This window comes from Nostoc sp. DSM 114161 (genome assembly GCF_052692665.1).
The window spans coordinates 763,884-777,760 of record NZ_CP195141.1 but is presented as its reverse complement, the minus strand read 5'-3'; the positions used below and the strand labels follow the sequence as shown (position 1 = coordinate 777,760).

The following is a 13,877-nucleotide window of genomic DNA, read 5'->3' as shown; positions in this document are numbered from 1 at the left end:
ACTTTCAAGCCTATTGCCTGGTACACCACTAGAAAGACATAGAGTTTTAATTACTTACAGTATTGCATTTACTTTATCGATCGAAGCTTGTATTATTTATACTTAATTATTTGTAGGTTAAAACTTCAATTTCAAGCCAAAATATAAAACTGCCATCAAGCATTATGAAGTCAGAGAAGATAATTGCCTAAAAATTGAAAAATCAAGGGGCAAGTATTCATTCTCTCACCCAAGCTATGACAATCTCTGAATGGTCAGCAATTAGCACATAGTATACGCGACATGAGCCAGAACCCTCTCATCAGAAAAACATTCAGGAGTAGCTTTGAGACTGTTAAAGTGTTAGAAAGCCCAGAATCTGGTAAAAACTATTCGTTAGGAAGCGTAATACGTAATAGATATCACCAGGGTTTTGTGAAAAAAACACTTAGGAATCGCTTTGAAATTATCAAACAGTTGGGCAGTGGGGGATCTGGAGATACGTACTTAGCTATAGACCTAGATCTGCCAGGAAGACCGCATTGTGTTGTCAAGCATTTCCACCCAAAAGATCCTAATCCTAGTGTTGGGGCGATCGCTAAAAAATTATTTGCCAGAGAAGCAGAAGTTTTATATCAGCTAGGTAACGACCACGAGCAAATTCCAAGGCTGTTTGCTCATTTTGATGAAGGTGGGGATTTCTATCTAGTCCAAGAATATATTGATGGTCATTCCTTGACTCAAGAAATTATCCCAGGGCAACGCCTGAGAGAAAATGCAGTCTTGAATCTATTAAAAGACATACTGGAAGTGCTAGCCTTCGTGCACGAACACAACATTATTCATCGAGATATTAAACCGCAAAATTTAATGCGGCGGCACTCCGATGGCAAGATTGTGTTAATTGACTTTGGAAGTATTAAAAAAATTGGTGCTTTAGGAGCTGCTTTAACCGTTGTGGTTGGCACTCCTGGTTATATGCCAAGCGAACAAGCGAAAGGAAAGCCAAAACTTTCCAGCGATATCTATGCAGTAGGTATGATTGGGATTCAAGCCCTCACAGGGTTAGTACCTAGCCAGCTACAAGAAGATCCCAATACTGGCGAAGTTATCTGGCGACATCACGCACAAGTAAGCGACGCTTTTGCAGATATTTTAGACAGAATGGTTTGCGAGCGCCATAGCCAACGCTATCAATCTGCCGCAGAAGCCCTCGAAGCGATTAATTCCGATTCCATAGGATTACAGTCGTCACAATCTGGTGGACTAAAACAAAATATTGTTGATAACTATTTTCTAGCTTACAGAAATTTTATTTTGTTACTAGGTATCGGACTCGGCGCTAGCACTAGTTTGATAGTAATTATTTTAATCTATACATTTTTGAATGCAAGCGCATCGCTTCCACAGCAACCTACTCAATTAAAAAATATCATAGAAAAATTTATTCATCGGTCACATTTAACTAATATAAATACCTTAACTAGCCAAATCAAATAATGTTTGCGACACATCAATTATACGTAGGGGCACAACATTGTTGTGCCCCTACCCATCTGTTGCATTCTTTTTTCAAATTGGTATTAATAAAACCTTCTGCACTTCGGCTACGCGGAAATCGAGCGTACCTTGAGAGGAAGCAAGCTACGCGTAGCGTCTCGTAGAGAAGTCGAGATTTAGTGTAAACTCTCTGCCTTCTCAACCTTCAGAAAGAGGAATTTAATTAGATTACTCCTCCTTTGGAAAGGCTTGGTTGGGGGTATATAGCAATGAAAAAACTAGATACTGAATGGTTGATGACAGCTTTACTTAAAACTTAAATATCAATAGAGTTTTAGAGTGTAAATACTGAGAAATTACTGTAGTATAAATACAAGCAATAAATAAAATTTAAAAATATGGACAATACAAACCAAAGAAAAGCTTTAATTAATGGTGAAATTGCCCTTTTTCTTAGAGGTTTAATTATTGGTAAAGTATTGACACTGATAGTCATTGGCGGATTACTTTGGTGGTTGCTCAAGCCAAACTTATTATCGCGTAGCAGTAGTAACTTGTACTCTTCTAATCAGAGTGTAAACGCTTCTTCTAGTGAAAAATCGAATTTTCAAACAATTGCGGATGTTCCTAGCGGCTCATTTAACTACGGTGGTAGTACAGCTTGGGCATCTATCCGGCAATTGGTAGATTCTCAGATTCAAAGCGATCGCCCTGAACTACGATTACGTTACGTAGACCCTACAAAGAATAGTCCTGGCTCTAGTTCAGGTATTCGCATGTTGCTTGATGGACAATTGGACTTTGCTCAGTCCTCCCGTCCCTTGACAGATGAAGAACAAGCAATTGCGACACAGCGAGGCTTCACTCTTGAACAACGTCGGGTAGGTATTGATGGAATAGCAGTGGTAGTTAACCCATCATTGAAAGTACCGGGTTTAACTGTTGACCAATTACAGCAGATTTATTCCGGACAAATTACTAACTGGGAACAAGTAGGTGGCCCAAACCTACCCATCATACCTTTCTCTCAACGGCCAGAAAACGCAGATACAGTAATATTTTCTAGCAATAACAACTTGAAGGGTCAAGCATTTGGCTCCAATGTAAAGTATGTCTACTCGACTACAGAGGCAGTACGCCAACTCAGCAAAACTCCTGGCGGTTTGTATTACGCTTCTGCTCGTTCAGTAATTCCTCAGTGTAGTGTGAAGGCTTTGCCATTGGGTCGCACTTCAAGTGAGTTAATTCCCCCCTACCGCGAACCTTTGGTGTCACCTGAAAACTGCCTGCGTCAGCGCAATCAAGTAAATATTGAGGCTATTAGAAATGGTAGCTATCCAATGACTGCTGAGATGTTTGTAATTATTAAGCAGAATAAAGGGCGAGAACAGCAAATAGGGGATGCCTACGCTAAACTTTTATTAACTGAAGAGGGGCAAAAAGCAATTGAACAAGCTGGTTTCGTTGGAGTTAGGTAGTAATATTTTCAGTAGAATTAAGCCCCCTTTTTGGGGGTTTATTTATCATTTGATATTGCAGTAGTATACAAAAACTTATTTGCTATGGAACTGGAAAAAATAGTTGGAGAACAATTACAGCTATTTTCAGATAAATAGACTACACGGTATGGGCACACCAATGGTCATTGGTGTCAACTTAAGCTCAAACGCTTATCCCACAGGCATTTTACCCCACCCCCAACCCCTCCCCTTGCTAAGGGGAGGGGAGGTTTTGCGCCAGCAAAACCGGGGTGGGGTAACGCGGATCTTGATGGTAAATGAGTAGAACTCGCTCATCACCTTTCTATCAGCGTTTCACGTTAAGTTGACACGTATGATCAATGCTGTGCCCTACGACAGATGTGGTTCAAATACATGAAAACTGCTGTAAATTTTTAATTGCTCTTTCTTAGTAAAAGCCATTGCAATTCCTTTTTCGTAGTAAGCCGCCTCATTAATAAAAATAGGCCAAACTGTAGATTCTCCTTGATAGATAATTGTCTGGTTATCAAAAGTGAGAAACATTGCATCTCCTGGGTTCAAGGCTTGATAATCTTTGTCTTGAAGCTCTGGATGAATCATGCCAAAGATTGTACCATCCTGTTTTTTTGGGTAGTCTACAACAGATAAGTGGTGATAGAGAGTTAATGTTTCCTTAGTTGCTAAAATTTCACCCTGATTAAATCGTTCGATATAATCTAGAATCCCGTGAATCAGTTTCTCAGTTTGTTGGAACAATTGTGCTTTTAAAACTCCTTGGGGAATGGGGCCAACCTCGATCGCAAATCCTAATTCACACAAAGAATTGACAAATGGATTTTCTTCAACTGATTTAAAAGAGCAGCAATAAACTTTAACCAAAGGGTTTATTTCGCTCAGATAAGCAGCTAGCTTCAAATTAAAGGGATGAGTGTTTACTAAAATAATTGTCAGACCCATATTAGATGTTGTGCTGTGCAAATCTAAAATGAAATCTGCTTTATCTCCATTTGTTGCTAGGCTATTTTGAATTGATTTAGCTTGTAGTTCTTCGTAACTTTTAAGTGTAGGATTTTGTAAATCTTGTCTGAGAAAACAGCGGTTTAAATCCTTATCTACATATCGCCTTGTTGCTGCAAAAGCACGAGGATTTGCTAACAGGGTAACTGTCTCAAAGCTTTGCCTAGTAATCAAGTCGGGAAACTCGGCAAATTTTTGGATTAAATAAGTCCCTGTAAACTCATTACCATGAGTTCCACCAACAATTGCAACTCGATTAATTTGGTTCACCATCGCACCAACTTTGTTATAGGCAATAGACAACAGAAAATAACTTAGAAAGTCTCTTGCTATACGGTTTTACGAGCAATTCATGTCCTAACCTAGCTACTAACTGCTATAACTTATAAAACATTTACTTTGCTGATGCGATCGCGATTATGTGGTTGATTTAGATAGGACATATCAGGGCCATCGGGAATGATTCCGCCGGGGTTGAGTGGAAACAAGTTACCGTAGTAGTCACGTTTTACTGTTTCTACATCGCAGGTGTCAGCAACACCCGGAAGCTGATATAAATCTCTTAAGTAAGCTCCGAGGTTTTCATAGTCTCGAATGCGTCGCCTATTACACTTAAACAAGCTGTAATAGACGCTATCAAAGCGAAATAAGGTGGTAAATAAACGCACATCTGCAAGTGTGAGATTGTCGCCGCACAGATATCGATTGGTTTGCAATGCAATTTCAATCTCATCCAGAGTTGCGAACACTTCATTACAGGCTTGATTATAGGCCTCTTGGCTTTGGGCAAAGCCGCAGCGATAGACGCCGTTATTTACTGCGCGGTAAGTTTTTTCATTCCACCAGTCAATTTTTTCTTTGAGTTCTTCTGGATAAAGATCCAATGTTGGATTGTCGGCGAACTCATTAAATTGAGAGTTGAGCATGACAATAATTTCTGAACTCTCATTGTTGACGATGGTTTTTGTTTGATTATCCCACAGGACTGGAACCGTAACGCGCCCAGTGTAACTCGGTTCTGCCCGTTGATAAAATTCAGCTAGTGTACGACAACCTTGTTCTTCTTCGTTGAATATCCAACCGCCTTCGATGGGAGAAGGAGAGACGATACATACTGATATTACAGCTTCGAGTTTTTTGAGCGATCGCACTACTAAAGTTCGGTGCGCCCAAGGACAACCCAACCCAACATAGAGTCTATAGCGTCCGGCTGCTGGTTGGTAAGGATTTCCTTCTTCGGTGCTGATGAAGTTGCGAAACTGGCTACTCGGACGAATATATGCTCCCGATTTATTACTAGGAGCCAACTTTGACATCATTATCCGCCAAAGCGTCGTCCAAACAAACATTCCCAGCCAAATAATCAGCTTTGGAGGAAGCGATCGCCCTTTCTTTTTCGGTATTTTATTATCATCTATTGGGGTTGAGTTGCTCATGGCGACAATCTTGCTTTGAGAGCGATGGAAGTTACCACTTTATCTACCCTGCAATTTTTAGTGGTTAGTCTTCCACTTTTACAACTTACCTTAAGATTGTGACATAAAACCTCAGCCTCTTAGACCATTTCAAGCTCTAACTTCTGACTCTTGAGAAAATCATGCGTGAAATGATCTACCACATTTGTATCAGCTAGTTCTAAATTATAAAAATCTACAGTTTCATGCTCAAAATATGGCCCAGCGTGCCACGTTCCTTGATGTAATTTAATAAAACAATTTCCCGGAATGCGGAAAGCTGCAATTTTCTCTAACGCTGGTTCATTAACATCATTATTCGGCGGACAAACTGCAATTAACCAATCTTTTCCTTCCAAAGAACCTAAACATTGAGTACATTGCACGTGGCGAGTAATTTTATGAAACTTTCGTCCCCTTTTATTCAACCGCATAATATAAAATCGCGGAGTTCCATTTTGCAAGTTTAATTTAGCATCTTCAGCATCATAAGCTTTGCCATCTTGACTCGCAAAAATAACTTGGCCATAGGGCGAAAAGTTTTCTGGCGTTATCCATTGCGCCTGCAATTGTTGTACTGTTTGCGAACTGCTCATATTTTTTGATGTTAAGAATTCAGAATTCAGGAGTCAGAATTCAGAAGGTTTGGATATCCAATTTTGATAATTTCAACAAAATCAGCTGGTGGTTCATGGCATTAATTTTGAGGGCTAAGATCCCCGTCGGGGATCTTGCAGCCCATCAAACATTGTTAATTTTTCAACCATTCAGAATTCTGAATTCTGAATTCTGAGTTCTGAATTCTGACTTAAAAACAATATTAGCTAGCTAGATAACTGCGTACTTGTTCTTTTTGGCGTCTTAGAAGACTTAGAGCTTTTTGTTCTATTTGGCGCACTCGTTCTCGACTAATGCCCATGCGATCGCCAATTTGTGCTAAAGAAAGTTCATGCCCATCTGTCAGGCCAAAACGCAAGGTTAATATTTCTCGTTGCTGGGGAGATAACTTTGATAATAAGTTTTGTAAGTCTTGGTGCAAGGACTCTTCAGCAGCGTAGTCTTCGGGAGAAAGTCCGTCATCTTGCAGTATGTCTTGCAATTCTGTATCCTGTTGTTCGCCAACTCGCGCTTCTAGCGAAAATGGCTGACGCGCTAAAAATAAACACTCACGAATTTGGCTAGGTGTCAAAGACAAGGCTTCAGCAATTTCAGCAGTAGTGGGAACGCGACCTAATTGTTGAGATAATTCTCGCTGTACCCGCTTAATTTTATTCAGTTTTTCAAATATGTGAATTGGTAGTCTAATTGTACGTCCTTGTTGAGCGATCGCTCGCGTGATTCCTTGACGAATCCACCAGTAAGCATAGGTTGAAAACTTATAACCAAGAGCAGGATCGAATTTATCTACACCTCGTTCTAAACCCAAAGTTCCTTCTTGGATTAAATCCATAAATTCTAAGTTGCGATGCTGATATTTTTTCGCCACAGCTACCACTAACCTCAGGTTAGCTTGAATCATTTTCTGCTTGGCTTGCTGCCCTTGATTTAGCTGTTGCTGCAACTCCTCAACACTCAAATTCGTTTGCTCTGCCCATTCTTGCAGCGTGGGTTGATGCTTTAGTTTCTCAGCTAATTCTTCTTTAGCCGCTAATAAATTCATCATCTGCTGCACTTGCTCGGCAAAAATAATCTCTTGCTCACGAGTCAACAAATCTACACGCCCGATCTCTTGCAGATAAATACGCACAATATCATCTGTAGTTCGAGGTTTTTTATCTGCAACTAAACTTTTTTTCTGCGTTTTTTGAACTTCGGTTTGTGGAGATGTTAAGTTGCTCATGTTTATTCACTCCTATGTAACCTTATGAATATATTGGCATCAAGTATAGATACCCAGACCCATAGCCCTTTTACACCGCTAATCTCTTCATTGGCAAGACTAATGAATTTTCGTCTTTGATACATTAAAAGTTAATTATTGAAAATAATCAACCTAAAATCAACTGCGTCCTAATATTACCACCTTCAATACTAACAAATCAATTATCAAAAGTATTATTTAGGATATATTTTCAAGCCGTCACACTCGTCGATATGTGCCTTTTGCATACCCTCAAGTTTCCTGAATACAAAATGAACTTTTTTGCCTCTAACTTATGATTAAATTATTTAATAAATATGAAATAATTTAATTATACATAATTAACCTTTAGATAGAATTCTAGTTGATGTTGTCCAGTTTACCATTAATTCAAGATTGCCAACAAAATTGAAAAGTAACTAAAAACATTGACTGAGTTTCAGAGGCAATTGATTAAAAAATAAAATTGGGGACATATTCTCTATATTCGAGATGAATTTCAAAGTATGCAAAGTGTTTTTAGAGTAATTTGTTGTTGAAAAATCAGCACTTAATTCTTGTAAAGTTGCTGGGCGGACATCAGACAAAAGTTATATAAAATCAACTTTAAAGAGATTTGAGGCGTTAAATAAACGCGTGGATATTTGTGGCGATCGCACTTGTGCCAGATTGCACGCAGATATGTGCATCAGTTTTGGTATTATGGGTGTAATAGTTAGTGACGACATTCTTGAGACTAAAAGTAGTAACAGTGGTCACATTAACACCAAGGATAATAGTTGGCAAGATAACAACACCCGCGATCGCCACTAATATTATGTCGGTTTAAAGATTTATCATTTAGAGGGCAGGGGGGCAGGGGAGCAGGGGAGCAGGGGGAAAAGCCTTTTGGGATATTGGCTATTGGCTAATTACCTTGTCCTCAACAACTGCACAAACGTATTACTCACCGTATTGTCTTTGGTGTCGGCGGCGTATTGAATCAATTCTTCCCGCAGTTCTTTGGCTGCATCTAAGGGGAGTAAGGTTGCTAGCAGGAAGTAAACGCCACGAAATCGGGGGTCGCCCATTCTATCAACTAATAGTCCTTCGGCGGCATCGCTTTCGCCGAGAAAGTTTTGCACGAGGAAGAAGTCCATGATTTTATCGTGGCGGAAGTACCATTCTTTTTTGGCTTCGCCTTTTTCATCTTGCCACTGACGGGTGACTACCATTTTGTATTTCTCGTCTGCCAAGGACATGGCAACTTGGTGAAATTCATCGGCGGGTAAGGCTTGTTTGTCTTGGAGTCGCATTTCGTAGACGGCGGCGGAGAATTTCTTTAAGGGAAATTCTTGATTCCATTCTTTGAGGTATTCTGCGGCCATTAAGTTGTATTGCTGTTCTTGCAGGCGAAACAAGTTTGGCTGTTTGCCTTGTGATAGCATGAGCGCGACCACTGTAAGATCCATTGGGTTGGAAAGAATGCGGCGGGCGGCGTCTAACTCTTCCTTGGGTTGCTGGTTGTTGAGGGCTTCTGTTAGGTAGTTGATGCAAGCTTTTTCGTAATCAGTACCTTGAATTTGGGCGTCTTTGGGGAGTCGTGGCTGACGGGAGAGCAAAAATTCTTGAATTTGTTGTTGTTCGAGGGGCTGCAAGTAATATGTTTTGGCTGTTGAGGGGGGCGTCCACTCTAGGGGCTGGGTTGTCATGATAATGTTGCCCCGGAAATAGCTTTCGACAAACTGGCAGATTTTGGCGCGGGTTTCGGCGGTGACTTCGTTGAGTCCATCGATGCAGATATCTATGGCACCACTGTAAATGAGGTTTTTCAGGAAGTCGGCATCTTGGGCTTGGCCGTGTAGCTTGTCTTGGATGGCTTCAATTACGCCTTTTTGACATTTTTGGGCGGGGAGATAAACGACTATGCGCTGGGAGTTTTGCAATAAATGGCGGAGAAACATCGACTTGCCTAAGCCGGAATCTCCTTCTAAGATAATTTGTCCTTGAATGCTGGGGAGGGCTGCGGTGATGGGGAGGATGTCTCCTGAGATGGGGACTTTGACTTTTGATTCTGGGAAGTATGACTGGTCGTGAAAGTTATCTAAGCCGGCATCGGCTAATAGGGAAGGTTTGAAAGGTTCAAATAATTTGCGGCGGAAGGGGGGAAACCAGGTGAGGAGAAAGCCGACATAACCGACGCCTAAGATTCGGCGTACCCAAGGGTTCCAGAAGAAGATGGCTTGGACTTGGGGAAATTTGGGGTAGGCGAAGATCAGGGCAAGCCAAAAGGCAATGTGAATGATGATGGTGTTTCTGGCTTTGAAGAACCACTGCCAACCTTCAAGGTTATTTATCTGTGACTGCACCGCATAAGCTTTAGGAGGGTAGAAAGTTTTGAGGTTGTTGTAGTGGAATTGTAGCAAACCAATATCTTGCCATTTCCAAGGAACTTTTTTGTTCTCGGCAACTATCGAAATCTGTTCTGCTAAATCTTCTCTGAATCTATCCAGGTCTTTACTAGGTTCCCAGGCTTTCTTGAAAACTTGCATTGTTTCGACTCCCTGGGCATGGTTCAATGTTTCAGGTCGCGTTTTAGGGTTACCAACCCATTGCATAAGAGTTTCTACTTCTGGTTTACCAGCTGACAAAAAATGAGCTAAAAACCTGAGTTGACCAATTTCAGAGGGATAAGAGTGAACTGCATCTAGAACTAGGACAATAACAGGCAAATCTTGTTGTCCTAATTTGATGAGTGCCTCTGCTGCTGCATTACGGAGATTAGGGTCAGAATCTGTGAGCAGTTTGGCAACTTGTGGAGCTTGTTCCTTAGCTTCCATCTGCCCTAGTGCCTGTGCTGCTGCATTACGGACATTAGAGTCAGAATCTGTGAGCAGTTTGGCAACTTGTGGAGCTTGTTCCTTGGCTTCCATCTGCCCTAGTGCCTGTGCTGCTGCATTACGGACATTAGGGTCAGAATCTGTGAGCAGTTTGGCAACTTGTGGAGCTTGTTCCTTGGCTTCCATCTGCCCTAGTGCCTGTGCTGCTGCATTACGGACATTAGAGTCAGAATCTGTGAGCAGTTTGGCAACTTGTGGAGCTTGTTCCTTGGCTTGCATCTGCCCTAGTGCCTGTGCTGCTGCATAACGGAGATTAGGGTCAGAATCTGTGAGCAGTTTGGCAACTTGTGGAGCTTGTTCCTTGGCTTCCATCTGCCCTAGTACCTCTGCTGCTGCATAACGGACATTCCAGTCAGAATCTGTGAGCAGTTTGGCAACTTGTGGAGCTTGTTCCTTGGCTTGCATCTGCCGTAGTGCCTGTGCTGCTGCATAACGGGCATAAATGTTAGAATCTGTGAGCAGTTTGGCAACTTGTGGAGCTTGTTCCTTGGCTTGCATCTGCCCTAGTGCCTGTGCTGCTGCATTACGGACATTCCAGTCAGAATCTGTGAGCAGTTTGGCAACTTGTGGAGCTTGTTCCTTGGCTTGCATCTGCCCTAGTGCCTCTGCTGCTGCTTTACGGACATAAATGTTAGAATCTGTGAGCAGTTTGGCAACTTGTGGAGCTTGTTCCTTGGCTTGCATCTGCCCTAGTGCCTGTGCTGCTGCATTACGGACATTCCAGTCAGAATCTGTGAGCAGTTTGGCAACTTGTGGAGCTTGTTCCTTGGCTTGCATCTGCCATAGTGCCTGTGCTGCTGCTTTACGGACATTCCAGTCAGAATCTGTGAGCAGTTTGGCAACTTGTGGAGCTTGTTCCTTGGCTTGCATCTGCCCTAGTGCCTCTGCTGCTGCATTACGGACATAAGATTCAGAATCTGTGAGCAGTTTGGCAACTTGTGGAGCTTGTTCCTTGGCTTGCATCTGCCCTAGTGCCTGTGCTGCTGCATTACGGACATCAGAGTCAGAATCTGTGAGCAGTTTGGCAACTTGTGGAACTTGTTCCTTGGCTTGCATCTGCCCTAGTGCCTGTGCTGCTGCTTTACGGGAAACTTTTGAATCTTTATCCTCTAACTGTTTGACAAACTCTTTTACAAGTTCATCATAGTTTTTTATCTGGGATTTAAGGTTATCTAACTGATATTCCTGTAAATTTTGCGTTGCTGTAGCCCTGACTTCGGCTATTGGGTCTTGTAGGGCTGCTACGATACCGTTGATCTGCCATGTTTCCAGCTTAGGTTTTTCTTCGGCGTTTACCCAAGGTAGAGAGAGGAAGAGAGTTAGGAGTAGGGTGAAACAGAAAAGGAAAAAGATGGAGAGCTTGTTAGTGTGGCGGGGTGTGATGAGCATAAATCAGGGCAAGGTGGCAGATTACACGCGGTTATGGGTATAATACCAAGCCTAGAATTGCTCATTCCTGATTGAGAGCCGTTAATTTTCGTGGGCGAGTATTAAGGCAATTTCCGTTAATAAATCTACCGCTGCCGTTGGTTTCGACTTCGCTCAACCAACTAAAAGATCGAGAGTTGAGCGAAGTCGAAACTCGTCAATTTGGGTAATTCCTTGTCAGAAATCACCTAAAGACTCGTCGCCGAGTATTAAAGACTCTCCCGCAAGTATCAAAGACTCGTCCGCGAGTATCACAGACTCGGCGACGAGTATCAAAGACTCTCGCGCGAGTATCAAAGACTCGCTCACGAGTATCAAAGACTCGTCCACGAGTATCAAAGACTCGCTCACGAGTATCAAAGACTCGTCCACGAGTATTAAAGACTCTCGCGCGAGTATCAAAGACTCGGCGACGAGTATCAAAGACTCGCTCACGAGTATCAAAGACTCATTAATGAAGTTCAACTACTCTTTCACGGAGTTCAAAGACTGTAGTACACCAAGGTAAACACTAAGGGCACAGCATTGCTGTGCCCCTACGAAGGTTTGTATTTGACGCAAGCGAGAACGGCTATAAACCGAATGACAATATTTGCCTAAGAACTAGAAGCAGCTTTAGGAGGTTTACTCTTCATAGCTTTAAAACGATCGCCCAATTGTTGAGCAACACTTTTTAACCCTGGAGTTTTCTTTGCAGCAGTCTTGACATAATCATATACTGTCAAACTACTACCCATTGCTTCACTACCCACTGCCATTAGAGTATCATCTACTTGTTCTGTGAGTTGTCGCAATCCAATCAAAAGTTCGGTGAGTGTGACAGCTAATTGATAATCCCGCACAAATTCCTCTACATCAAAGCTGGCTGGGAGAATTTCTCGGTTAGTCTGGGCAGCAGTCAAGCTATTGTTGACAAAAGCTAGGCTTTTATCGCCCATCTTAAATAACTTGCGTCGTTCTTCGACACTCAGAGTCACGAGAAAAGGCAACTTTGCTTGGATAGTCGCAAAGGCAGCTTTAATTTCTTGGATATCTGCTGCCGAAAGGGAGCCGGTAATGTTTTGATATGCCATCGGATCTTTACCGTGGTAATTTTTGTTATGATTCCCACTGATAAGGGCGATCGCACAGGGTTGGGGAGGTGAGGAGATGGGGAGACTTGTACTGAGCGTTCGCGTAGCGTCTCGTAGAGAAGCCGAAGTATGGGGAGATGGGGGGACGCGGAGAAAGACTAATGACTAATGACCAATGACTAATGCCCAAATTCTGTGACAATGGTTTAAAGTAAGCCGGAATACAGTATCCAAGCTACTCATGAGCCATTCTCAAAACAGTCCTTTGTCAAGCAAAGCCGCTCCATTTTCTTTTGATTGGTTGTATGCTTTCTGGAAATTCTCTCGCCCGCACACGATTATTGGTACAAGCCTTAGTGTGTTGGGTTTATATTTAATTGCCATTGCCGTTGGTGGAGACGCGATGAATCGCTTCTCTACAAGTTATCTGCTACCTCTTTTTGGCGCATGGATTTCTTGTTTGTGTGGCAATGTCTACATTGTGGGGCTGAATCAATTAGAAGATGTGGAAATTGACAAGATTAATAAGCCTCATTTACCCTTAGCTTCTGGAGAATTTTCTCGGAAAACTGGGCAATTAATTGTAGGAATTACTGGAATTTTGGCGCTAGTTATAGCGTGGCTAACCGGGCCGTTTTTGTTTGGGATGGTGGCAATTAGTTTAGCAATTGGTACTGCTTATTCTTTACCGCCGATTCGTTTGAAGCAATTTCCCTTGTGGGCGGCGCTGTGTATTTTTTCGGTGCGCGGTACGATTGTGAATTTGGGATTGTATTTACATTACAGTTGGGCATTCCACCAAAGCCAAGCAATTGTACCTGCGGTGTGGGCGTTGACGTTATTTATTTTGGTGTTTACATTTGCGATCGCCATCTTTAAAGATATACCCGATATGGAAGGCGATCGCCTCTACAATATCTCTACTTTCACTATCCAACTCGGCGCCAAAGCTGTATTTAATCTCGCTCTTTGGACGATAACTGTCTGCTATTTGGGCATAATTTTAGTTGCGGTGCTACGCGTCGCCTCGGTTAACCCGATATTTGTGGCGATCGCGCATTTAGGATTGCTCGTGTGGATGTGGTTGCGGAGTTTGCAGGTAGACTTAGAAGATAAAACTGCGATCGCCGAGTTTTATCAATTTATCTGGAAACTCTTTTTTATCGAATATCTGATTTTTCCTATCGCCTGTCTTTTGGCTTAGA

Annotated in this window: 11 protein-coding genes; 3 read left to right on the top strand and 8 right to left on the bottom strand. The window is 42.1% G+C overall.

Going from position 1 to position 13,877, the window contains the following annotated elements; translation table 11 throughout:
• Positions 1–414: 414 nt before the first annotated feature.
• Together NSTC745_RS03425 and NSTC745_RS03420 are read left to right on the top strand one after the other, a co-directional pair.
• Complete coding sequence (locus NSTC745_RS03425) at positions 415–1,479, top strand: protein kinase domain-containing protein (RefSeq protein ID WP_445635897.1); 1,065 nt, start codon at positions 415–417, stop codon at positions 1,477–1,479.
• A gap of 398 nt (positions 1,480–1,877) precedes the next feature.
• Positions 1,878–2,957, top strand: coding sequence for a PstS family phosphate ABC transporter substrate-binding protein (locus NSTC745_RS03420; RefSeq protein WP_445635896.1), 1,080 nt, complete (start codon positions 1,878–1,880; stop codon positions 2,955–2,957).
• A 372-nt stretch (positions 2,958–3,329) separates the two neighbouring features.
• Here NSTC745_RS03420 and NSTC745_RS03415 read toward each other — a convergent pair whose 3' ends face one another.
• The 8 genes from NSTC745_RS03415 to NSTC745_RS03380 form a co-directional block, all read right to left on the bottom strand.
• Entirely contained in the window at positions 3,330–4,247 is a 918-nt protein-coding gene (locus NSTC745_RS03415) for an aspartoacylase (RefSeq protein ID WP_445638518.1), read from the bottom strand.
• A 113-nt stretch (positions 4,248–4,360) separates the two neighbouring features.
• Positions 4,361–5,413 (bottom strand): glutathione S-transferase family protein, encoded by a 1,053-nt coding sequence (locus tag NSTC745_RS03410; RefSeq protein WP_445635895.1) that lies wholly within the window; start codon positions 5,411–5,413, stop codon positions 4,361–4,363.
• A 119-nt stretch (positions 5,414–5,532) separates the two neighbouring features.
• Positions 5,533–6,027, bottom strand: a complete 495-nt coding sequence (locus NSTC745_RS03405) for an ureidoglycolate lyase (RefSeq protein WP_445635894.1) — start codon at positions 6,025–6,027, stop codon at positions 5,533–5,535.
• A gap of 224 nt (positions 6,028–6,251) precedes the next feature.
• Positions 6,252–7,271, bottom strand: coding sequence for an RNA polymerase sigma factor, RpoD/SigA family (locus NSTC745_RS03400; protein WP_445635893.1), 1,020 nt, complete (start codon positions 7,269–7,271; stop codon positions 6,252–6,254).
• A gap of 645 nt (positions 7,272–7,916) precedes the next feature.
• Entirely contained in the window at positions 7,917–8,051 is a 135-nt protein-coding gene (locus tag NSTC745_RS03395; protein WP_445638517.1) for a hypothetical protein, read from the bottom strand.
• 152 nt (positions 8,052–8,203) lie between these two features.
• A complete protein-coding gene (locus NSTC745_RS03390; RefSeq protein ID WP_445635892.1) occupies positions 8,204–11,560 on the bottom strand; it encodes a HEAT repeat domain-containing protein in 3,357 nt (1,118 codons plus the stop codon).
• A 216-nt stretch (positions 11,561–11,776) separates the two neighbouring features.
• Positions 11,777–12,064 (bottom strand): hypothetical protein, encoded by a 288-nt coding sequence (locus tag NSTC745_RS03385; protein WP_445635891.1) that lies wholly within the window; start codon positions 12,062–12,064, stop codon positions 11,777–11,779.
• A 131-nt stretch (positions 12,065–12,195) separates the two neighbouring features.
• Positions 12,196–12,672, bottom strand: a complete 477-nt coding sequence (locus tag NSTC745_RS03380; protein WP_445635890.1) for a hypothetical protein — start codon at positions 12,670–12,672, stop codon at positions 12,196–12,198.
• A gap of 241 nt (positions 12,673–12,913) precedes the next feature.
• On the opposite strand from NSTC745_RS03380, the gene NSTC745_RS03375 reads away from it, so the two are divergent.
• Complete coding sequence (locus NSTC745_RS03375) at positions 12,914–13,876, top strand: homogentisate phytyltransferase (RefSeq protein WP_445635889.1); 963 nt, start codon at positions 12,914–12,916, stop codon at positions 13,874–13,876.
• Position 13,877 lies beyond the last annotated feature (1 nt).